Below are 22,620 nucleotides of genomic sequence, written 5' to 3' on the forward strand. Positions count from 1 at the left end.
CCACCGCGCGACAACGACGCGGCGGCTCTGGGTGCCGCATCTCCGAGGCCGCGACGATCGGACGGTGCCGGCATCCGCGGGGCGTTCCGGCGCATCGCCTTTCCCCGGCCCGCAACGCCGCCTTGGTCCGGTTCCGCTCGACGCGGCCTACGACGTCCACTGCCGTGAACGAGAACTCCCGCGTCCGGGCACGATCCTCAGGCCATCTCCTCCACCACCCGGTCGAGGCGGATCGGCAGCACCCGGTGGCGAAGTCCGGTGGCGTGCCACACGGCGTTGGCAATCGCGGCCGCGGTGCCGACGGTGCCGATCTCGCCGGCGCCCTTGACGCCCGACGGCTCGTCCGGCTCGTACTCCGGCACGAAGTCCGCCTCGATGTCGGGCACGTCGGCGTGCGCGGGGATGTGGTAGCCGGCGAAGTCCGCGTTCACCTGCCGGCCGGAGACCGGGTCCCGGACACCCTCCTCGTGCAGTGCCATGCCCAACCCCATGATCATGCCGCCGATGACCTGGCTGCGGGCCAGCAGCGGATTGACGACCCGGCCGATGGCGAACATCCCGAGCAGCCGCCGGGTCCGCACCTCACCAGTGGCCGGATCCACGGTGACCTCCGCGAAGATCGCGCTGTAGGCGTGCACTTCCCTGACGAACCGGCCGGTGAAGAGCTCCGCGGTGTCGACGGTGACGGTCACGGGTCGCGTCGGGTCATGCGGCTGCTCACGCAGTCGGGTCGCGGCTTCGTTGATCGCCCAGGCCCAGGACGGGGTTCCCCGCGAGCCGCTGGCCGACCACGCGGGACCGAGGTCGCTGTCGGCGATCCGGATCCGGATCCTCTCGGTGCCGACACGCAGCGCCTCGGCGGCGATCGCGACCAGCGCGGTTCGCGAGCCCGTGCCGATGTCGGAGGCGGCGATCCGCACGGTGTAGGACCCGTCCGTTTCCGCGGTGATCGAGGCCGTTGAGGGAAAGGCACTGGAGCCGAAGGCCGTGGCGGCAAGGCCCGTGCCGACGAGCAGGTGGCCCTCCCGCCGCCTCCGCGGTCGGGGATCACGGCTGTGCCAGCCGAAACGGCGAGCGCCTTCACGCAGGCAGGCGGCGAGGTTGCGGCTGCCGTACGGCAGTCCGGACACCGGGCCGACGGCTGGTTCGTTGCGTAGTCGCAGTTCCAGTGGGTCGATGCCGAGCCGCTCGGCCAGTTCGTCCATGGCGGATTCAAGTGCGAACGAGCCGGGTGTGAGGCCGGGGCCGCGCATGGGGCCGGGCGGCGTGAGGTCGAGGGGCACCGCGGTGATTCGGGTGCGGATCGCGCGCGTGGCGTAGAGCACCTTGCTTCCCTCGGGACAGTTCTCGACCCATTCGGCCAGCGGCGAGATCTCGAACGCCGCCTGATGGTCGATCGCCCGCAGCGACCCGTCGGTGTCGGCGCCGAGCCGAACCCGCTGCTCGGTGGCCGGCCGCATGCCGATCATCAGGAACACCTGCCGTCGGGTCAAGGTGACGCGCACTGGCCGGCCGAAGGCCATGCTGCCCATCGTGGCAAGGATCAGCTGGGGACCGAGGAGGCCCTTAGAGCCGAACCCGCCGCCGACGTGCTCGGATCGGACCCGGACCTGGTCCAGTTCCAGGGAGAACAGGCTCGCCAGCGTGCGCGCCACGTCGAACGCGCCCTGGTTGGAGTCGAAGGCCTGCAGGCGCCCGCCGTCCCACCACGCGGTGGCGGCGTGCGGTTCCATGGCGCTGCAGTGCTCCTCGGGCGTGAAGTAGCGTTCGTCGACGACCACTGGGGACGACGCGAGTTCCGCGTCCACATCGCCGACGTTGGCGTCCTCACCCAGAACCGTGAGGGCCGCACGGCCGGCCGGATGGTCGGCGGTGAACGTCGTGTCGTGCGGGTGCGCGTCACAGGTGACCGCCAGCGCGTCGGCGGCCGCCTGCGCCTCGTGCGGCGTCTGCGCCACCACGAGCGCCACGGCCCGACCCGCGTGCGGAATCGAGTCGGACTGCAACAGTTGCATGCTGCCGTCCGGGCCGAAGAACCCGGATGCCTGCGGATCGAGCCGGGGCGCGTTCCGGTGGTCGAGCACCCCCAGCACGCCCGGCATGGTCAGGACCGCCGAGGCGTCGATGTCGCGGATGCGCCCACGGGCCACCGGGGACGTGACGACCACGCCGAAGGCAAGGTCGTGCATCGGGTGGTCGGCGGCGTAGCGGGCGCGACCGGAGACCTTTTCCGGTCCCTCCAGCCGTGGCCGCGACGTCCCGACGGCGTCCGTGATCACATCGGCCGGCGCGTTCATGCGGTGCTCTCCATCATCGTTCGGCGAGTTCGGTCAGCACGGCGACGATGAGGTTCCGTGCCAGCGTCACCTTGTACCCGTTGTCACGCAACGGTTTCGCGGCGGCCAACTCTGCCTCCGCGGCGTCCCGGAGCCCGGCGCCGGTGAACGGCTCGCCATGAAGGGCGGCCTCGGCGACCCGCGCCCGCCACGGCCTCGAGGCGACACCGCCCAGGGCGATCCCCACGCGCCCGACCAGACCGTCGTGCAACTCCAGGGCGGCCGCGACGGACACGGTGGCGAAGGCGTAGGACGCGCGCTCGCGGACCTTGCGGTACCGCGACCGCGGGCAGGCCGCCGACTTCGGCAGGCTCACCGCGGTGATCAATGCGCCGGGCGGCAGTGCGGTCTCCCGGTGGGGTGTGTCGCCCACCGGCAGGTAGAACTCCGACAACGGAATTTCCGCTGGGCCGTCGAGGGTTTCGTAGTGCACGACGGCGTCGAACGCCGCCAGCGCGACGGCCATGTCCGAGGGATGGGTGGCCACACAGTGCCGAGACCAGTCGAAAATGGCGTGGTTGTGGTGTTCCCCCGGGAGCGCGGGACAACCGCTGCCGGGCAGGCGCTTGTTGCACGGCTCGGACGGATCGGCGAAGTAGGCGCAACGGGTGCGCTGCAAGAGGTTTCCGCCGACCGTGGCCATGTTCCGCAGCTGGCCGGACGCACCGGCCAGCACCGCCTGGCTCAACGCCGGATACCGGCGTCGCACCTCGGGATGGGCTGCGGCGTCGCTGTTGCTCGTCGTCGCGCCGATGGCCAACCCGCCGTCCGGCGCCTCACGCACGCCGGAGAGCGGCAGGAACCGCACGTCCACCAGTTGCGAGGGCGCCTCGATCTCGTCCTTCATGAGGTCGACCAGGTTGGTGCCGCCGCCCAGGTACCGCGCTCCGGTGTCGTTCGCGGTGAGCGCCAGGGCCTCCTGGACGTGTTTCACGCGCCGATAGCCGAATTCCTTCATCGTGTCACCGCCTGTTGGTCGGCCGTTTCGAGCACCGCGCGCACGATCGACGGATACGCGCCGCAGCGGCAGAGGTTGCCGCTCATCCGCTCGCGCACCTCGACGGCGTCCAGCTCCTGCGCCGAGGCATCGGCCGACACGTCGACGGTGGCGGCGCTCGGCCAGCCCGCCGCGTGTTCGGCCAGCATCCCGACGGCCGAGCAGAGCTGCCCGGAAGTGCAGTAGCCGCACTGGAAACCGTCGAGCTGGATGAACGCCCGTTGCAGCGGCCGCAGTTCGCCGTCGGGCGCGAGGCCTTCGACGGTGGTGATCTCCGTGCCCTCGGCGGCTACGGCGAGCGTCAGGCAGGAGACCACTCGTCGGCCGTCGAGCAGCACGGTGCAGGCCCCGCACTGGCCGCGATCGCACCCCTTCTTCGACCCCGTGAGGTCGAGCGCGTCCCGTAGTGCGTCGAGCAACGTCGTGCGATTGTCGACGTTCAACCCGTGGGTCACGTCATTGACGCGCAACGAAATGTCAGAGCGTCCGTCGTCGTTCATCGCCTTCCCCTTCCCGCCAGCTGACTGAGGGCAGGTTCATGCAACCAGTTCGATCACCGGCGGGGCTTGCACAAAGGTCGCGGATCACTGCCCGATCCTCTTCACCCCGGATGTGCGGGGCGGTGTCGTCGTCATGATCTTGGCCCGTCGGCGAATTACAGAGATGTGATACGACACGCCCCCGCTCCACCTGGAACCAAGGTCCAGGGTTGCCATGTACATGATCCTCATGAGCAGACGCGTACCTTCGCCACGACGCGCAAGCGGACCACCCAAGGAGGCCTGAGGCGCTGTGGCGACTCAGTGGCGGCCGGAGGTCAGGGCCTCCGACTCCCACAGGTCGCGGTAGTAGCCGGGGACGGACACCAGCTCCTCGTGGCGCCCGCGCTGCGCCACCCGTCCCTCCGCCAGGACGACGATCTCGTCCACGTCCTCCAGGCCGCGCAGGCGGTGGGTCACCAGCACCGTCGTGCGCCCGTGGGTCACGTCCAGCAGGTCGGCCATCAGCGCGTCGGCCGTGGTCTCGTCCAGGGACTCGGCGGGCTCGTCCAGCAGCAGCACCTCGGGGTCGCGCAGCAGCGCCCGGGCGAGCGCCAGCCGCTGGAGCTGGCCGCCCGAAACGGTGCGGCCGTCCTCGCCGAGCGTCACGTCCCAGCCGGTCCGCTCGACGAACGCGTCCAGGCGGGCGCGGCGCACGGCCGCCGCCAGCTCCTCCTCGCCCGCCTCCGGCCCGGCCAGGCGCAGGTTGTCGCGCAGCGAGGCGCGGAAGACGTACGGGTCCTGGGTGAGGCCGGTGATCCTCGCCCGGACGTCGTCGGGGGACAGGTCGCGGACGTCCACGCCGTTCAGGGCGATGCTCCCCGAGGAGAAGTCGGTGACCCGCATCAGCGCCGCCAGCAGCGTGCTCTTGCCCGCGCCGCTCGGGCCCACCACGGCCACCCGCCGGCCCGGCGTCAGCGTCAGCGACACGCCGTCGAGCGCCGGAGCCCGGTCCGCGGTGTGCCGGACGACCAGGTCCTCGACCTGGACCGTCAGCGGACCCTCGGGCGGGGCGGCCGGGGTGGCGGGCTCGGTGACGGCGGGCGGCGTGGCGCGGATCTCCCGCAGCCGGCGCAGCGCCGCCGTGACCTCGGCCAGCCGCTCGCCCGCCGCGGCCAGCGGCAGGACCGGCTCGAACGACACCAGGGCGGTGAGCGCGAGGACGGCCGTCGGCACCTGGCCGAGGCCGGCGCGCGAGGCGGTCAGGACGATCGCCGCGACGGTCAGGCCCTGCACCAGCGTGCCGGCGGCGAGCGCCGCCGCGTTCGCCAGCGACCGGCGGCGTTCGAGCGCCGCGAGCCGCTCGTCGGCCCGCGCCGAGGCGGCCAGCGCGCGCTCGCCCGCGCCGTAGGCGGCGAGGTCGGCGGCGCCGTGCACCAGGTCGGCCACCCGGGCGGCGAGCTCGGCCCGCGCCGGCGCCAGCCGCGCCGACCAGCGCCGCGCGGCGGCGTTCGTCCCGGCGGGCAGCGCCACCCCCGCCACGGCCAGGCCCGCCAGCAGCAGGAGCGCGGCGGCGGGCAGCAGGAAGGCGGCCAGCGTCACGGCGGCGGCCGCGGTGACCGCCCCCGCGATCGCGGGCAGCAGGCAGCGGACGAGCAGGTCCTGGACGGCGTCGGTGTCGTCCACCATGCGGCTCAGCAGGTCGGCGCCCCGGTGCCCGAGCGGCCCCGAGGGCGCCAGGGACTCGTACAGGCGCTCGCGGGTGGCCGCCTGGGCGCGCAGCGCGACGTCGTGGCCGGCCAGACGCTCGCCGTAGCGGAACAGGCCCCGGGTGGTCGCGAACGCGCGCACGGCGACGATCGCCACGCTCAGGGCCGCGAGTTCCGGCTGCTGCGCGGCCCGCGTGATCAGCCACGCGGCCGACGCGATGAGCCCGAGCGCCGCCAGCTCGGCCGCGGCCCCGGCCGCCGCGGCGGCCACCAGCCGCCCGCGCCCCTTGCTCGCCGCAGGAGCGGTGGGAGCGGCGTCCGGGCCCGTCGGAGTCGAATACATCTGCCTCGTCACTCTCCTGCCAGGGCGGCGGGTACGCGGGTGACGGCCCGGTCGGAGACGATCCGGCCGCCCTCGACGCGGACGACGCGGTCCGCCAGGTCGAGCATCGCCGGGCGGTGCGCGACGATGATCGCGGTGCGGCCCTCGGCGAGCGTCCGGGTGGCCTCGACGATCGCGGCCTCGCTGCGGCCGTCCAGGCGCGCGGTGGGCTCGTCCAGCAGCAGGACCTCGGCCTCGGGGCGGCAGAACGCGCGGGCGAGCGCCAGGCGCTGCCGCTGGCCCGCCGACAGGTCCGCCCCGCGCTCGCCGATCACGGTCGCGTACCCCTCCGGAAGGGCGTCCACGAACTCCCCGGCCCGCGCCGCGACGGCGGCCGCGCGGACCTCCTCGGGGGACGCCGCCGAGCCCAGCGCGATGTTGGCGGCCACGGTGCCGGCGAACAGGTGGGGGCGCTGCGGCACGAACGCCAGCCGCGCGCGCCACAGGTCCGGGTCGACGCCGGCGAGGTCGACGCCTCCGACGAGCACCCGGCCCTCGGACGGCGTCACGAAGCCGAGCAGCAGGTGAAGGAGCGTGCTCTTGCCCGCACCGCTCTCCCCGGCCAGCGCCACCCGCTCGCCCGGCGCGATCACCAGCGAGACGTCCGCGAGCGCGGCGTCCTCGCGGCCGGGGTACCGGACGGTGACCCCTTCCAGCCGGATCTCCGGCACCCCGGGCGGCACGACGGACCGCGCGGCGGCGGTCACGGCCCCGGCCTCGGTGCCGGACAGGACGGCGAAGGCGTCGTCGGCGGCGGCGACCCCCTCCATGGCGGCATGGAACTTCGTGCCCATCGCGCGCAGCGGGAGGTACGCCTCTGGCGCGAGCAGCAGGACCAGCAGGGCGACGCGCAGGTCCAGCGAGCCGGACAGCAGCCGCAGCCCGACGGGCACGGCCACCAGCGCGAGCGACAGGGACGCCACCAGCTCCAGGACCAGCGAGGACAGGAAGGCGACGCGCAGCGTCCGCATCGTGGCGGACCGGTGGGCGTCGGCGACCTGCCGGATCACCGTCGCCTGGTAGCGCGCCCGCCCGAAGGCGCGCAGCGTCGGAAGGCCGCGCACCACGTCCAGGAAGTGGCCCCCGAGCTGGGACAGCGCCCTCCACTGCCGGTCGGTGACCTCCTTGGTGCGCCACCCGACCAGCGCGCCGAAGACGGGGATCAGCGGCAGCGTCAGCAGGACGATGACCGCGGTGCCGAGGTCGGCGGCGAACAGCCGGACCAGCACGGCGACGGGCACCACGCCCGCGACGGCGACCGCGGGCAGGTAGCCGGTGACGTACGGGTCCAGGGCGTCCAGGCCGCGCCCGGCGAGCGTGACGAGCTCACCCGAGCGGCGCGCGGTGAGCCGGGCGGGACCGAGCCCGCCGAGCCGTGCCAGCAGCCGGTGCCGCAGCACCGATTTCAGCGCCGTGGCGGTGCGCCCGGCGGCGGCGCCCTGGACCAGGCCGAACAGCGCCCGCGCCGCGACGACCAAGGCCAGCGGGATCAGCGCCGCGGTCGTGAGCGCCCCCGACAGCACGCCGGACAGCAGCTCGGCCTGCGCCAGCACCAGCAGCCCGGCGAGCACGGCCGCCGCCACGCACGCGAACAGGTGGACGCGGACCGCCTGCTCGGTCCGCGCCAGGCGCAGAAGGTCTCGGTGCATCGGTTCCCTAGAAGAACGACGGGATACGGGCGGCGACGCCGGTGGACCCGAGGGGGCCGAACGTCCTCCATACCCATACTTGCGCTCCCACGAGGATGGGTGTGACCGGAAGGGCCATGACACTGAGCACATTCAGCGTCGCCGGTGACGCCGTGTGGTCGAGCAGTGACGATGCGAGGGCGGCCATCGGGACCGCGGCGGGCAGGGCGGCCACGACGGCCGTGAGCAGCAGCCGCCGTCCCGTGCGGGCCGCCTCGGCCCTGCCGGACAGGCGCCAGGCCACGAACGAGCGGGCGTGGAAGGCGAAGGCGGCGGCGACCACGGCCCCGTACAGCAGGCCCACCAGGTCGAACGGCTGAGCGGGCAGGCCCCTGACCAGCGAGGCCAGGGCGACGCCCCACGACAGCGCGAGGCCCCAGGAGCCCGCGCAGAGCACCGCGTCCCAGAAGCCCCGCCAGGTGTCGCCGTCGAGCCTGCGGCGGAACCACAGGCCCGCGTCCCGCAGGATCCAGGACACCAGCAGCGCGACCACGACCGGGTACATGCCACTGAGGACCGTGCCCTCCAGGGCGGGGAAGGCGCCGAACAGCGTCCCGGCCAGCGCCACCAGCCAGACCTCGTTGGCGAGCACGTACGGGGCGATCGCCGCCACGAGGCGGTCGCGGTGCCGGGCCCGGGTGCCCGGCTCGCCGGCGCGCTCGCCCGCGCGGGCCAGCCAGGGAAGCGTCATGCCGACGCCGATGTCGAAGCCTTCCAGCGCGAAATAGCCGACCAGCAGCACGGCCAGGACCGCGAGCCAGATGATCTCCATGGGGGGAGCTCCTCGAAGGGGGTCAGGGGGAGGCGGCGGTCACAGGGCGAGCGCCGGCGCGGGGGCGGGGTCGGCGGGTTCGGCCGCGCCGAGGGCGACCCGCTCCGGGCCGCGGCGCACGGCCCGCGCGATCAGCAGGTAGTCGACCAGGGCGAGCAGCCCGAGCACGCCGGCGAAGGCGATGAACGAGAACGTCACCATGCCCGTGGTCAGGCCGGGGGAGATCGCGTCGGCCACGCGCAGGCGGCCGAACACCACCCATGGCTGGCGGCCGATCTCGCGGGCGAGCCAGCCCATGATCGCGGCGACGAAGGGCAGCGGCGTCATGAGCATGAGCAGCGGGTGCAGCCAGCGGGAGCGGGCGAGCACGTCCCGGATCAGCAGCGGCAGCATGCCGAACATCACGACGAAGTGGACGAGCTGGCCGATGGTCATCATGGTGACGAGGGCGGTGTCGGTGACGGGGGTCTCGAACTTGTTCGGCTGGATGTCGTTGACGAAGCCGAACTGGGCGTACCCGAACCCGACCGCGAGCGTGGCGCCGACGAACCCCCACACCACGCCGGTGCGCAGTGAGCGGCGGAAGAACTCCTGGTCGGCGGTGCGCCGGAAGAGGTGGTAGGCGCTGGCCCCGATGATCACGAAGCTGCCCGTGAAGAGCCCGGCGCCGATGACGTGCGGGAACGCCATGACGAGGCTGGGGTTGGTGAGCAGCGCGCCGAAGTCGGTCAGGGCCAGGTGGTCGCCCCGCTGGACGGTGCCGGCCGGGTGCTGGAGGAAGGAGTTGGCCACCATGATCCAGAAGGCGCTCGCGTAGGCGGTGAGCGTCACCAGCCAGATGCACGCCAGGTGGAGCTTCTTCGGCAGGCGGTTCCAGCCGAAGATCCACAGCCCGAGGAAGGTGGATTCCAGGAAGAAGGCCACCAGCGTCTCGATCGCCAGCGGGGCGCCGAACACGTCCCCGGCGTAGTGGGACAGCCCGCTCCAGGTGAGGCCGAACTGGAACTCCATCACCAGGCCGGTGAACACGCCCAGCGCGTAGTTGATCACGTAGATCTGGCCCCAGAACCGCGTCATGCGCTCGAACACCGGCCTGCCGGTGATGACGTGGCGCGTCTGCATGATCGCCACGAGGGGGGCCAGGCCGAGCGTCAGCACGACGAACAGGAAGTGCAGGCTTCCCGTCACCGCGAACTGCGTCCGTGCCAGGTCGAGCACGTTCATGGTCACCCTCTTCTAGTTGTGCCTGTCTACATATAGAGAGCCTACATGTAGACTGCCTACATGAAGCACGTGGATAGGGTTTCCGGATGAACACCGACGCGCTGCGCGGTCACATGGACGCCTTGCTCCTGTCCGTCCTGGAACACGAGCCGCTGCACGGGTACGCGATCATCGAGGCGTTGCAGGTCCGCAGCGGGGGCGCGCTCAGCGTGCCCACCGGCACCGTCTATCCCGCGCTGCGCCGGCTGGAGCGCCTGGGCTACCTCACCAGCGAGTGGGCGACCGTCGGCGGCCGCAAACGCCGCACCTACCGCCTCACGGGGGCCGGCCACACCGCGCTGGCGGGGGAGCGCTCGGCCTGGCGCCAGTTCACCGACGCCATCGGCGGCGTCCTCGCCCCGCGGTCCACAGAGGGGCCCGCCCGCTGACGGGCCCCGCCGCGATCAGTTCGCCGTCTCCGGCCCCCTCGCCGGCGTCGTCCGGCGGGAGACGATCAGGCAGCGCGTCGCGCTGAACAGCAGCGAGCCTGCGACGGCGTAGCTGAAGAGGCAGGCGAACAGGCCCGCGGGGAAGAGGTCCGCGTCCAGCAGCATGGTCCCGCGTCCCAGCGTCAGCGCGGCCGACATGCCGATCACCATCGGGACCTGGATCCACAGCAGGACGCCCAGGGCCCTGGTGACGATCTTGGGGTCGCGGTGCCGGAGCGGGCCGCGCACCAGCGTCAGCAGCGCCAGCGCGCCGAGGACGCCCATGCCGAACTGGAACCAGTCGAGGAAGTGGGCGAGCGGGGAGAACCACACGGGCCTGACCGGCGTCCACGGGTTCTGCGGGTAGACCCGCCAGATCACGCTCCAGACGATCGTGGACAGCGGGACGCTCACGAACAGCACGGCGGCCGTCCTGCGGCCCTGGCAGGCGGCCAGCTCCTCCTGGTAGCCGGGGGCGATCTCGGTGATCGTGCCGAACTCGGCGACCGCCAGGCGCTCCGCCTCGCCCCGGTCCATGCCCTCGGCGCGGTAGGCGTCGGCGGTGTCGGCCAGGCTGTCGCGCGCCTCGGCGACCATGTCCCGCCGGACTCGAAGCGGCCCGCGCAGCGTGCGGGCGAGCGTCGTCACGTAGTCGTCGATGACACTCGCGCTCGCCATGTGCTCCCCAGGGACGGCCGTGATGAAATGCGCCCCCATTGTGGCCCGAAGCCGGTCCGGTCCGGAATCCGGGGAATCCCTGACACATCCCTGGTGACCGCTCGTGGTACCGGGGACGCCCGTCCGCGGGGACGGTCAGCCGGCGCCCCTCGTGAGGGGGTGGACGACCGGCAGCGGGGTGGTGGAGCGGTGGGCGGCGGGGGTCGGCTGCGGGTGTCCGGCCGGGCGGCGCGAGGAGTGCGCGGCCGCCGTCCAGAACAGGACCACGGCGGTCACCGCGGCCACCAGCGCCATCCATCCGAGCGTGCGGCCGAGGCGCAACCCGTACCCGCAGGCCAGCCAGTACAGCGACAGCAGCATCTTCACGCGGCCCGGGGGGCTCGCCAGCCGGCGCATCTCCATGGCGCCGAACGCGAAGTCGGCCGACGTCCGCTCGTCGTCCACGGCGGGGCGCAGCCGCTCGTAGAGCGTGGCGAGGCGGCCGGGGTCCAGCGGCTGCTCGCCGCGCAGCGACCAGCCGCGCCACGCCTGCTCGTCGGCGAGGACGCGGCGGCGCGTCCACCAGCGGACGGGCGGCCAGCGGAGCTCCAGGCGCACGCCGGCCGGGGTGCGGGCGAACAGGCAGTCCGACAGGTGCAGGCCCTCCGGGTTGCGCAGCCGGCCGAGGGCGCACGCGCGCAGGTCCGCGCCGGTCAGGGTGAGCGCGCCCGCGTCCAGGCGGTCCAGGGAGACCACCCGCATCCGCCCGGCGTGCCGGGTCAGGGCCGAGGGGCCCGCCAGCGTCGCGTCCCGCAGGTCGACGTCGGCGTCGGACAGGCGCGCGGTGAACCGCCCCGCGAGGCCGGCGGCGCGCATGTCGACGCGGCAGCCTCCGGCGTCGAGGTGGAGCGCCGCCGAGGCGCGGATCTCCGGTAAGGACAGCCGGCGCCCGACCCGCATCGGCCCGAGGTAGGCGGTGCTGTGGAAGCGCGCCCCCTCGAACCCGGCGGTGCCCGCGCACGTGGCGGCGCGGAACGACAGGGCCCGGCGGAAGCGCGTCCCGCGGAAGATGGCGTCCCCGTCGAAGGTGACCCCGTCGAAGGCGGCGAAGCCGTGGAACTCCGCGCCGCGGAACGAGGCGTCCCTGCCGAACCGCGCGTCGCCGAACAGGGCGTCGCTGCCGACGCGGACCTGGTCGAACGCGCCGTGCCCGCGCACCCGCGCGCCGTGCATCGAGAACTCCCGGGAGAAGCGGACCTCGCGGAAGGAGACGTTGCGCGTGAAGCGGGTGTCGAAGAACGAGGCGAGCCGGTCGAAGCGCGCGTGGTCGAACGTCGCGTCGCCCGCGAAGACGACCTCGCCGAAGCGCGCGGGGCCGGTGAAGAGGGCGCGGTCGAAGCGCGCCCGGCCGAGGCGGCGGTCGACGCCGTCGAGGACGCGCGTCAGCAGATCCTCGTCGAGGGTCGTGCCGCGCAGGTCGAGGCCCTGGCCGGGGACGAGCCCGCGCAGGACGTCCTCCACCTCGGCCGGGGCGAGGTGGGCCAGGCACCGCCCGTACGGCTCGCGGGCGACTCCCACGCATTCGGGCGAGGTGTCGCACGTCCGCCAGCCGACGTCGAGCGGGACGATCTTCAGCGGGGATGTCATGGCAAAGTCATACCCAATGTCGGGCAACGGGTAGCTAAATCGTGATGGAAAGGTGACACAGTGTTGCGGCGGTGATTGTTACGGCAGGTCCGCCAAGGTCAGACCACGCCAAGGCTACTGCCGGTCACTCGACATCTAGTGTCAAGATTCACCCTTTTCACCTTCTATATAGCTCTAGTACAAGATGAGGGGGCTTGGCACCTTTACGCTCCGGGACTATGCGTGCTCTATCCCGGGCGATCGCCGCCCTAGCCGCCGCCGGCGTGGCCATCGCCGGTGTCGCCACCCTCGCCTCGTCCCCGGCCTCCGCGGAGCCGGGGACCGTTGTGATCAGCCAGGTCTACGGAGGGGGCGGCAACTCCGGCGCCCCGCTCACCAACGACTTCGTGGAACTGTTCAACCGCAGTGGCTCGGCCGTCTCCCTCGACGGCTGGTCGCTGCAATACGCCAGTGCCACCGGGACCGGCAACTTCGCGTCCAACAAGCTCAACCTCGCGGGCTCGCTGGCGCCCGGCCAGTACCACCTGGTGCAGCTCGCCGCCGGCACGACGCCGTCCGGCCCCCTGCCCACGCCCGACACCACGGGCACCCTCAACCTGAGCGGCACGGCCGGCAAGGTCGCGCTGGTCCGCTCGCCCGACGGCCTGGCCTGCAACGGCGGCTCGGCGGTCTGCACCGCCGACCAGCTCGCGCTCATCGCCGACCTTGTCGGATACGGCACCGCCAACTTCTCCGAGGGCACGCCCGCCCCGGCGCTGACCAACGCCACCGCGGGCCTGCGCGGCGACCACGGCTGCGCCGACACCGACGTGAACTCCGCCGACTTCACCACCGGCGCGCCCGCGCCCCGCAACTCGGCGACCACGCCGGCCCCCTGCGGCGGGGACCCCACGCCGACGCCTTCCGACAGCCCCACCCCCACGGTGTCCCCGACGCCGACCCCGACCGTGACGCCCACCGTCACCCCGACCCCGACCCCGACCCCGACGCCCACGCCGACCCCGACCCCGACGCCGACTCCCACGGGTGACCCGTGCGAGCTCCCGGCGACCCACCAGATCGCCGAGGTCCAGGGGAGCGGCGCCGCCAGCCCGATCACGGGCACCGCCGTGCGCGTCGAGGGCATCGTCACCGGCGGTTTCCAGGGCACCGGCAGGCTCGGCGGCCTCTACATCCAAGACCCGACCCCCGACGCCGACCCCGCGACCTCGGACGCGGTGTTCGTGCTCACCACCAAGCCGGCCAAGGTCGGCGACCGCGTCCTGGTCAGCGGCACCGTCGCCGAGTTCAACGGCCTCACCGAGCTGACCACGGTCTCGGCCGTGGACGTCTGCGGCACCGGCACGATCAAGCCCGCGAAGGTGAAGCTCCCGATCGCCGAGGGCGCCACCTACGAGCCGCTGGAGGGCGTGCTCGTCACGATCCCCGAGAAGCTCACCGTCTCCGAGGTCTACAACCTCGGCCGCTTCGGCGAGATCACGCTGTCCTCCGAGGGGCGCCTGTTCCAGGCGACCGACCGTCCCGGCGTCGACGCGGCCCTGAACACCCGCCGCTCGATCCTGCTGGACGACGGCTCCAACGTGCAGAACCCGCCGGCGCTGCCGTACCACACCGCGGGCTCCAACACCGTCCGCGTGGGTGACACGACCACGGCGCTCACCGGCATCCTGACCTACGGCTTCAACGTCTACCGCGTCGAGCCGACCCAGCCGGTCGCCTTCCAGGCGGACAACCCCCGCCCGGCCAAGCCCGAGAAGATCACGGGCAACGTCAAGGTGGCGAGCCTGAACACCCTCAACTGGTTCACCACGCTGAACAAGCGCGGCGCGAACACCACCGAGGAGCGCGACCGCCAGCTCGCCAAGCTGGTCTCCACGCTCAGGGGCCTGAACCCGGACGTCGCCGGCCTCATGGAGGTCGAGAACAACGGCTACACCGCGCTGAACACGCTGATCGACGCCCTCAACGCCGAGGTCGGCGCCGGCACCTACAAGGGCATCATCGCCCCCTACACGGGCACCGACGAGATCCAGGTCGCGCTGATCTACAAGCCCGCGGTCGTCAAGCCGGTGGGCTTCCCGGCCTCCTCCAACGACCCGGTGTTCCGCCGTCCGCCGCTGATCCAGCAGTTCAAGCGGGCCAAGGGCAACGACCCCACGTCCTTCACGATGATCGTCAACCACTACAAGTCCAAGGGCTGTGACGGCGCCACCGGGCCGGACGCGGACCAGGGCGACGGCCAGAGCTGCTTCAACGCCGAGCGCGTGCGCCAGGCGGAGGCCACGCTCGGCCTCATCGACACCTACAACCTGCCCAACCCGGTCGTGCTCGGAGACCTCAACGCCTACGGCGAGGAGGACCCGATCCACACTCTGGAGGCCGGCAAGCTGGTCAGCGTCAGCAAGAAGTTCATCCCCAAGAACGACCGCTACAGCTACGTCTTCAGCGGCCTTTCGGGTGAGCTCGACCACGTGATGGTCGGCAGGCAGCTCGCCAAGATGGTCACCGGCGCCACGATCTGGCACATCAACGCCGACGAGGGCCGGTTCATGGACTACAACACCGAGTTCAACCCGCCCGGCCTCTACTCGCCCGAGGCCTTCCGCTCCTCCGACCACGACCCGCTGCTGTTCGGGCTCAGCCTGTAGGACCTAAGCCGTCCTGTTCATGGACGCTGAGATCTTGATGCGAGCCTCTGCGGGCTGACCGGCCCGCAGAGGCTCGTTGCGTTACGGGCTCTCTGCGCCCACGCAGTGTCCTGGACACGGTCTTCGGCCCGGCCGGCGGGACCGGCAGTGGCGAGACCGCTATGCGGAGCAAAGCGACCCCGGGGGGCGCCTGAAGCCCGGCCGAGGCCGGGCGGAGCTACGGTGTTCCGCCCGACCTTGGGGTTGATTGGTTCAGTTGGGTCGGGCTATGGGCAGTTGCCGATATCGCTTTCCGAGGAGGCCAGGACGACGTTGGTCTTGGCCAGGCCGAGGGCGTCGACGGTGATATGAACGGCGTTGACGGTCAGGCCATTGTCGGGGGTGGTGAATGGGGTCTGCTCGTTGAGGACGAGCTTGACGACGCCGACGTTGACCGTGGTGTTGGGTTGGATATTGGTGGGTTCTGCGATGACCACCGTGTTGCCGACCTTGAGGAAGGCGATCGTGGTGGTTCCGGTGGATCCAGCGCAGGTGGTGGTGGAGCTGGAGTTGATGGTCTTGACGCTGATCACCGGGATGCCGGTGATCCCGATGGTGGTGTCGTCGATGGAGGCGGTGGCCACGGATTTGCCGGGGAATTCGGTGGTGGCGACCTGGGCGCACAGGGCGTGCGCGCTGATCAGTCCGCTGAGGGTGGCGGTGCAGGGCACCGAGGTGGTAGTGGTCGAGGTGGTGGAGATGTGGCCGGTGTCGGGGGTGGGTGCGATGTTGACCAGTTGGATGCCGGCCAGGCGGGCGTCGGCGGTCAGGCCGTAGGCCCGTCCGGTCAGCCGCTGCGGCGTGACGGTGACTTGTTCGGCGCTGCACGGTGAGGTGACGGAGTTGTTGTTGGCGTCGCCGCTGTAGGTGGCGGCCCACCGGTAGGTGCCGGCCGCGCCGATGGTCACGTTGCCGGATGCGGCGGTGCCGCTGCCGGACAGCGTGTCGGTGCGGGTGGCGATCGGCGTCGCGCAGGTGGTGTCGCCGGGGCCGTACAGCTTGAATGTGACGGTACCGGTGGGGTGGAACCCGCCGGAGATGGTGGCGGTGTCGGACACTTCGCCGCCGGCCGGCTCGGACCCCGATGGGGTGGTGGCGATGCCCGGGGTGGCCTTGATGACCACGACCTCTTCATCGCCGCACGCGGAGGTGACCGGGTTGTTGCGGTCATCGCCGCTGTAGGAGGCCACCCACCGGTAGGTACCCACCCCGCCCGCGGCGATATTCCCGGACGCGGCGGTGCCGCTGCCCGACACCGTCCCGGTACGAGTCGCGATGGGGTTCGCACAGCCGGTGTCACCGGGCCCGAACAGCTGGAACGTGACGGTGCCCGTCGGGTGGTACCCGCCGGACAGGGTCGCTGTATCAGAGACGTTCCCGCCCGCGGGCACCGTGCCCGATGGCGTCGTGGCGATCGATGGGGTCGCCTTCGGGACGTGTTCGGTGATCGTTTCAGTGAAGCCTGGTGACAGGACGCCGTTGAGCAGGAAGTCCACCTTGCAGGTAATGGTGCTCGCCGGTACGGCCCCGGCACCGACGGAGACGGTCTCAGTGAAGGTGGCAGCATCGCCGCTGGTCACCGTCCGGCTGCCCGGGGTCAAGGACACCGACAGGTTCGGGTCGCAGTCGCGCAGCTGGGGGGTGACCGTGACCGGCAGGTTGTGCAGAGCCGCCAGGATGGTGTCGCTGACCTCCGAGGGGTTGACGCCGGAGAACAGCCGTCCACCCGTGGCGTTGGTGATCGCGGTCGCTTGCCCGGTCACGTCCAGCCCGCCCAGGTCGAACGCGAGCACGGTGATGTCGGCTGCCCGCAGGGCGCTGATCGCATCGGCCAGCGTATGGCCGTTGCTGGGGTCATGGCTGACGGCGTCCCCGATCAGCAACACGATCCGAGAGCTGTTCGGCCGAAAGTTGACCGCCCCGGACGCGACCTGGAACAGACCGTTGATGCCGTCCTCGGGGATGTCGCCGCCGCCCGTCGCGACCAGCGAGTTGAGACCGTTGGTGACGTCGGTCTGGTTGGCGGTGAGGTTCTGCGCCACCCGGAACGACGTCGCGTCCGCAGACACGTCCCTGTACTCGGCAACCGCGAACTGCGCGTCCGGCTGCGCCGAAGCGATGTTGGACAAGATGGTGTTCGCATTGGTCCGCACGTTCGAGATGACCCCGCCCATGCTCCCTGTTGTGTCGATCAGGAAGGTGATATCCGGCTTGGGCGGGATCGCCGGAGTGGACACGGTCTTGGCGATCGTCGTCGATCCGCCCGGGGCCAGGTTCAGCGTCACGTCCGCCGGGGTGACCCCGGGCGCGGCGGAAGCCGTCCCTACCCCGGCCACCAGCATTGCACCGGCCACCACCACGCACACGGCGGCTCGTAATCTTCGCGTCATTCTCACGGTGTCATTCCTTCTGGTGTGGCGTTATGCCACAACGAATTCGAGATCGCTGGCCGTGCAGAATTTCTACGATTGCGCCACCCAGGACGCCCTCTCCTCACGTGTTGGCGCGAGTGGATACCAAATCGCATTGCTTGACAACCTCGATGACCTTTTCAGCGACAGCCGCTGACCAACGAGGCGGGGTGTGGCCACGGTCACATGGTGACTGGTCGGCGAATAGATGTAAATAGGACACTTACTGCAAGTTCCCGACTGGCCGCAGTCGGCCACTCCTTGCCGATGAGAGGCGCCCGCGACAAGCGATCCTTGCCGAGATCTTTAGGTATGCCCGATGAAATGAGTGATCCGCGGTTTGCCGCTTCAAAAAGGGTGGCCATTTCCAGTCCTCCGGACCGTCTGAATTGCGGTTATGAGCATCGCCGCAGAGTCGACCGACGGCCTCCCACGCCCATTCGGCATCGGTCAGATCCGACGAATACGACGGCTTCCGGCCATGGCACCGGCACCGGGCACAACCGCTGGCCTCCAAAGCCGCGGGCGTGTGAACAGGCACCACGGGCTCCTGGCTGACGAGTTGCGTAGACAACACCTCAGCTACCAGGAGCCCGCTCCCGTCCGTGGGTGATCACTCAAAGACGACCTCAACCAGAGCATCCCCGGCCCCGGCTCCAGCGACCAAACCCTTTATCAGCAGGCTCTTAGAGACCTCCCGGCAAGCGGGTGACTTCCCCAACCCCGTCTGCCGGGACCTGGCCGCCCGGGGGACCGCTCGGCGAGGGAGGGTGAGCGGTTCCTCGGTACACCTTCCAGGTGAAGACCACACGGCAGAGCTGAACGACGTCACCGAGTTGATGGCGAAACCTGTTTCTGCCTGAACATCCTGAATTCATGACAGTTACACTTTTGTCCATATCCGGCCACTGGACAGCTCGAAAGCCCGCCAAAATAATCGCCTCAAAGCGACATCCGTCGAAGAGAGGGTGAGAAATTGGTGGCACGTTTATCGCGGGTCCTCACGATCGCTGTGATGGCGGTCGCCGCGCTCGTGGTGCCGGGCGCCCCGGCGCACGCCACGTACGGGTCCGACAAGACGGTGAGCATCGAGGTCTGGGGGCAAGGCGTCAAGCTGTCCGGGGCGTACGGGACGATCGCGTTCGACGACGGCAACGCCAAGTACCGCTACTCGATCGCGGTGTGCTGGCAGGCCAGCTACACCCGGCCCAATCTGTACGCCTCCGTCAACGGCGGCCCGCGAACCACGTTGTCCACCAGTGGCACCCCGGTGACGATCCCCCAGTGCCTGTACACGGCCTCCCTCGTCACCGCCGAGGTGACGCCCGGCGGCACCGTCGGCAACGTGACGCTCACTGTGGACGGGGTGCGTTACAACCCCCCCTCCAGCACGTACCACACCAATTCCGCTGTCTACGACAACCCGTTCAACTGAGGGTTCTCTTGCACGTCGGCCCCCGAAGGCCCCGCCGGTCGACCGGCGGGGCCTTCGCCGTCCCCGGCCGCGCGGCGTCCATCATTTCGACCGGCATTTTCGAAAGCCGTTGTCACGGAGAGCGTCTCCGCGCTTTCGAGGCGTCGGCGTGCCGGGTTCCCCGGCGTCGTGGCTCTTTTCGAGAATGCCATGAGTTCGATGGAAATGCGGCCGGCCGTTCCTCGCCGCTTATGGTGTCGCCGATCCCTGTCAATACGGAGAGGAATGGCATGAAGATCGCCGTCGACGAGGCGGGCGACGTCACCGGCAGCAACATGCGGGCGGCGCGGCCCCCGCACCCCGGAGCTCCCTTTCATAGCGATCCGGACGGCTCTTGATCGAGTACCGGAGAGGGCGGAAGGCCTGTTGGTTTCCAGCCGGCCGTGCGTCGCCGACGGCGACCACGGCGTGCTCTGAGGACCTGGGCGATCTCGCCTGGGGGCGTACCCCGGCCGCCCGCTGAGCGCTGCCCGCTCGCACCTTCTCGTCAGGTTCTCTTTTGGGGGCGACAGCGGGGCGATGTGCGGTATTTATGCCGGTAACGGCTGATAGGTTAAGATCAACAAACGGGCACCACCTGACCGCGAGCGGGGATGGACATGGAGCAGGCGCCGCTGGGCATCGACCCTACGGTTCCGAGCGTTGCACGGATCTACGACTACCTTCTCGGCGGCAAGGACAACTTCGCCGCCGACCGCGCGGCCGCCGAAAAGATCTTCGAGCTGACGCCCAACGCCCGGGAGGGCGTCCGGGCCAACCGGCGCTTCCTGCGCCGCGCCGTCCGCTTCATGGCCGAGACCGGGGTCCGCCAGTTCCTCGACATCGGCGCGGGCCTGCCCACCCAGGAGAACGTCCACCAGGTGGCGCTGAGCCTGGCCCCGGAATCCCGGGTCGTCTACATCGACAACGACCCCATCGTGCTCACCCACGGACGGGCCCTGCTGGCGGACAACAAGCAGACCATCGTGCTCGACGGCGATCTGCGAGACCCCGGGGCGATCCTCGGCGACCCGCGGGTCACCGGGCACATCGACTTCGACCGGCCGGTCGGCCTGCTGCTGCTCGCCGTGCTCCACTTCGTTCCCGAGGACGACGTCGCCGAGCGGATCGTCAGGACGCTGCGCGACCGGCTGGCCCCCGGCAGCGCGATGGCGATCAGCCACCTTTCCTTCGGCGACCTCGACGAGGACCAGGTCCGGGAGGGCCGCGAGCTCTACGCCCGCACCTCCGCCGGCTCGGCGACCCCGCGGTCGCGCGCGCAGATCCGCCGTTTCTTCGACGACTTCGAACTCGTCGAGCCCGGCCTGGTCTCCACGGACGACTGGCGCCCCGGGCCGGACGAGCCCACCCTCCCGAAGCTCCCCGGCGTCGACGGCTTCAGCGGCGTCGGCATCCTCCGCTGACCTCCGGCGGGCACGGTCCGGTCACCGAGCCCGCTCCGAAGCGCCGCCCCCGGCCTCTCGGCGGGCGCGGCCGGCGTCCAGGGCCCGGCGGCGGTCGTCGTCCGGTAAGCCCTCTTCTCGCGGGCCCCTTAACGCACCCCAGGGACCGCCGGGCGCACCCGTAGCGGCGGAGCGTGAGGAATGAGCGGACTGGGTAGGTGGTTATGCCGATCGACACGACGAGAGACGAGACGAGGAAGCATCTGTGGCGACCATCGCGGTGACCGAGGCCAACTTCAACGAGATCGCCGACGAGGGGATCGTCCTCCTCGACTTCTGGGCCGCCTGGTGCGGGCCCTGCCGGACCTTCGGGCCGATCTTCGAAAAGGCATCCCAGAAGCACGAGGACATCACCTTCGGCAAGATTGACACCGACGTCGAGCGCGGCCTCGCGGAGGGTTTCGAGATCAGCTCGATCCCGACCGTGATGGCGATCCGCGACGGCATCGTGGTCTTCGCCCAGCCGGGCGCGTTGCCGGCGCCCGCCCTGGAAGACCTGATCAGCCAGGTGCGCGGGCTCGACATGGAGGCCATCCGCAAGGAGATCGCCAACGACATCGACTCCGGGCGGGCCGATGGCCCCGAAGACGGCCGTCGTCCGTGACCCCGAGGGACCCCGGGCCGTCCGGGGAGTCCCGGCGAGGACCTGAGGGCCCGGGCGTCCGGGCCACCGGATGATGACCCGGACAGCCGGGTCATCAGGTGAGAAGAAGGAGAGCCGGCCCCGTGGCGAGCGGGAGCCGGCTCTTGCGCGTCACGAGCCCGGTGACCGGGCTCACCCGCAGGGCCCGCCAACCGGTTTCCGGGCCGTGCGTCCGGCTGCGCTGTGCGGTCGGCTGCGCTGTGCGGTCGGCAGGGCCGTGTGGTCGGCAGGGCCGGGCGTGTCAGCTTGAGCGGTAGAGCTCGGCCACGCGGAAGGCGAGGTCGAGCGACTGGCCGCGGTTGAGGCGCGGGTCGCACGCCGTCTCGTACCGCAGCGCGAGGTCCTCCTCGACGATGGGGTGCCCCCCGCCGACGCACTCGGTGACGTCGTCGCCGGTGAACTCGATGTGGATGCCGCCCGGGTGGGTGCCGAGCGCGTGGTGCACCTCGAAGAACCCCGCCACCTCGTCCAGCACGTCGTCGAGCCTGCGGGTCTTGTGGCCGCTCGGAGCCTCGAAGGTGTTGCCGTGCATCGGGTCGCAGATCCACGCGATCTGGGCGCCGTTGGCCTGGACCTTCTCGACCAGCGGCGGCAGCGCGTCGCGCACCCGGGAGGCGCCCATGCGCGCGATGAAGGTGAGCCGGCCGGGCTCGTTGGCCGGGTTGAGCCGCTCGATGAGCGCCAGCGCGTCCTCGGGGGTCGTGGACGGGCCCAGCTTGACGCCGATCGGGTTGCGGATACGGCTGAAGAACTCGACGTGGGCGCCGTCGAGCTGGCGCGTGCGCTCGCCGATCCAGACCATGTGCGCCGACACGTCGTACGGCAGGCCGGTGCGCGAGTCGACGCGGGTCAGGGCGCGGTCGTAGTCCAGGATCAGCGCCTCGTGGGACGAGTAGAACTCGACCGTGTGGAACTCCTCGGGATCGGCGCGGCAGGCGTGCATGAACGCCAGGGCCTGGTCGATCTCGCGCGCGAGCTGCTCGTAGCGGCGGCCCGCGGGGGACTCGGCGACGAAGTCCTGGTTCCAGGCGTGCACCTGGCGCAGGTCGGCGTACCCGCCCTTGGTGAAGGCGCGGGCGAGGTTGAGCGTCACCGCCGAGGAGTGGTACGCGCGCAGCAGCCGGCCGGGATCGGGCCTGCGGGACTCGGGGGTGAAGTCGAAGCCGTTGACCATGTCGCCGCGGTAGGCGGGGAGCTCCACCCCGCCGCGCGTCTCGGTCGGCTTGGAGCGCGGCTTGGCGAACTGCCCGGCCACGCGGCCGATCTTGACGACGGGTACCCGGCCCGCGTAGGTGAGCACGATCGCCATCTGCAACAACGTCTTCAGCTTGTTGCGGACGTTGTCGGCGGTGGCGCCGGCGAAGGTCTCGGCGCAGTCACCGCCCTGCAGGACGAATGCCTCACCCCGCGCGACGGCGGCCAGGCGGTCCTTGAGCTCGTCGCACTCTCCGGCGAACACCAGAGGCGGCAAGCCCTGCAGCTCGGCGACGACGGCCTCCAGCGCGGAGGGGTCGGGCCAGTCGGGCTGCTGAGCGGCGGGGAGGTCCCGCCAGCTGTCGAGGTTGATCGGATCGGCGTTCACCCTAGAAGGCTATTGCACCGTGC

Annotated in this window: 16 protein-coding genes; 5 read left to right on the top strand and 11 right to left on the bottom strand. The window is 71.2% G+C overall.

The annotated features are described in order from the left end of the window. Positions 1-197: 197 nt before the first annotated feature. From DQ384_RS01965 to DQ384_RS01995, 7 genes are all read right to left on the bottom strand, one after another. Complete coding sequence (locus DQ384_RS01965; protein ID WP_114026887.1) at positions 198-2,297, bottom strand: xanthine dehydrogenase family protein molybdopterin-binding subunit; 2,100 nt, start codon at positions 2,295-2,297, stop codon at positions 198-200. Positions 2,298-2,310: 13 nt separating this feature from the next. Further along, positions 2,311-3,294: an FAD binding domain-containing protein gene (locus DQ384_RS01970; RefSeq protein WP_114026888.1), complete on the bottom strand. Its 984-nt coding sequence runs from the start codon at positions 3,292-3,294 to the stop codon at positions 2,311-2,313. Next, on the bottom strand, positions 3,291-3,833 hold the full coding sequence (locus tag DQ384_RS01975) for a (2Fe-2S)-binding protein (protein WP_114026889.1): 543 nt from the start codon (positions 3,831-3,833) through the stop codon (positions 3,291-3,293). The genes DQ384_RS01970 and DQ384_RS01975 overlap by 4 nt, the downstream gene beginning before the upstream one ends. A gap of 300 nt (positions 3,834-4,133) precedes the next feature. After that, complete coding sequence (gene cydC, locus DQ384_RS01980) at positions 4,134-5,864, bottom strand: thiol reductant ABC exporter subunit CydC (protein ID WP_114026890.1); 1,731 nt, start codon at positions 5,862-5,864, stop codon at positions 4,134-4,136. A gap of 8 nt (positions 5,865-5,872) precedes the next feature. Beyond that, positions 5,873-7,552 carry a thiol reductant ABC exporter subunit CydD gene (cydD, locus tag DQ384_RS01985; protein WP_114026891.1) on the bottom strand — a complete coding sequence of 560 codons (1,680 nt, stop codon included), beginning with the start codon at positions 7,550-7,552 and terminating at the stop codon, positions 5,873-5,875. A 7-nt stretch (positions 7,553-7,559) separates the two neighbouring features. Continuing rightward, entirely contained in the window at positions 7,560-8,363 is an 804-nt protein-coding gene (locus DQ384_RS01990) for a cytochrome d ubiquinol oxidase subunit II (protein WP_114026892.1), read from the bottom strand. Positions 8,364-8,402: 39 nt separating this feature from the next. Continuing rightward, positions 8,403-9,587: a cytochrome ubiquinol oxidase subunit I gene (locus tag DQ384_RS01995; protein ID WP_114026893.1), complete on the bottom strand. Its 1,185-nt coding sequence runs from the start codon at positions 9,585-9,587 to the stop codon at positions 8,403-8,405. Between the two features lie 86 nt (positions 9,588-9,673). Here DQ384_RS01995 and DQ384_RS02000 point away from each other — a divergent pair, with 86 nt between their 5' ends. After that, a complete protein-coding gene (locus DQ384_RS02000) occupies positions 9,674-10,015 on the top strand; it encodes a PadR family transcriptional regulator (protein WP_114026894.1) in 342 nt (113 codons plus the stop codon). A 15-nt stretch (positions 10,016-10,030) separates the two neighbouring features. On the opposite strand, the gene DQ384_RS40885 is transcribed toward DQ384_RS02000, so the two are convergent. Further along, positions 10,031-10,732 carry a permease prefix domain 1-containing protein gene (locus tag DQ384_RS40885; protein WP_181870971.1) on the bottom strand — a complete coding sequence of 234 codons (702 nt, stop codon included), beginning with the start codon at positions 10,730-10,732 and terminating at the stop codon, positions 10,031-10,033. Positions 10,733-10,867: 135 nt separating this feature from the next. Continuing rightward, the gene (locus DQ384_RS02010) at positions 10,868-12,358 is read right to left on the bottom strand and encodes a pentapeptide repeat-containing protein (RefSeq protein ID WP_114026895.1); all 1,491 of its coding nucleotides are present in this window, start codon (positions 12,356-12,358) and stop codon (positions 10,868-10,870) included. A gap of 218 nt (positions 12,359-12,576) precedes the next feature. On the opposite strand from DQ384_RS02010, the gene DQ384_RS02015 reads away from it, so the two are divergent. Beyond that, the gene (locus DQ384_RS02015; RefSeq protein ID WP_114026896.1) at positions 12,577-15,006 is read left to right on the top strand and encodes an ExeM/NucH family extracellular endonuclease; all 2,430 of its coding nucleotides are present in this window, start codon (positions 12,577-12,579) and stop codon (positions 15,004-15,006) included. A 266-nt stretch (positions 15,007-15,272) separates the two neighbouring features. On the opposite strand, the gene DQ384_RS02020 is transcribed toward DQ384_RS02015, so the two are convergent. Beyond that, complete coding sequence (locus DQ384_RS02020) at positions 15,273-17,435, bottom strand: vWA domain-containing protein (protein ID WP_114026897.1); 2,163 nt, start codon at positions 17,433-17,435, stop codon at positions 15,273-15,275. A 1,036-nt stretch (positions 17,436-18,471) separates the two neighbouring features. On the opposite strand from DQ384_RS02020, the gene DQ384_RS02025 reads away from it, so the two are divergent. The 3 genes from DQ384_RS02025 (at position 18,472) to DQ384_RS02035 (ending at position 20,976) form a co-directional block, all read left to right on the top strand. Continuing rightward, entirely contained in the window at positions 18,472-18,891 is a 420-nt protein-coding gene (locus tag DQ384_RS02025; protein ID WP_114026898.1) for a hypothetical protein, read from the top strand. Between the two features lie 638 nt (positions 18,892-19,529). Then, the gene (locus tag DQ384_RS02030) at positions 19,530-20,333 is read left to right on the top strand and encodes an SAM-dependent methyltransferase (RefSeq protein WP_114027048.1); all 804 of its coding nucleotides are present in this window, start codon (positions 19,530-19,532) and stop codon (positions 20,331-20,333) included. 244 nt (positions 20,334-20,577) lie between these two features. Beyond that, complete coding sequence (locus DQ384_RS02035; RefSeq protein WP_114026899.1) at positions 20,578-20,976, top strand: thioredoxin family protein; 399 nt, start codon at positions 20,578-20,580, stop codon at positions 20,974-20,976. Between the two features lie 280 nt (positions 20,977-21,256). Here DQ384_RS02035 and DQ384_RS02040 read toward each other — a convergent pair whose 3' ends face one another. Further along, a complete protein-coding gene (locus tag DQ384_RS02040; RefSeq protein WP_114026900.1) occupies positions 21,257-22,597 on the bottom strand; it encodes a class II 3-deoxy-7-phosphoheptulonate synthase in 1,341 nt (446 codons plus the stop codon). Positions 22,598-22,620 lie beyond the last annotated feature (23 nt).

Origin of the sequence: Sphaerisporangium album, from assembly GCF_003323745.1 — a bacterium.
GTDB lineage: Bacteria > Actinomycetota > Actinomycetes > Streptosporangiales > Streptosporangiaceae > Sphaerisporangium > Sphaerisporangium album.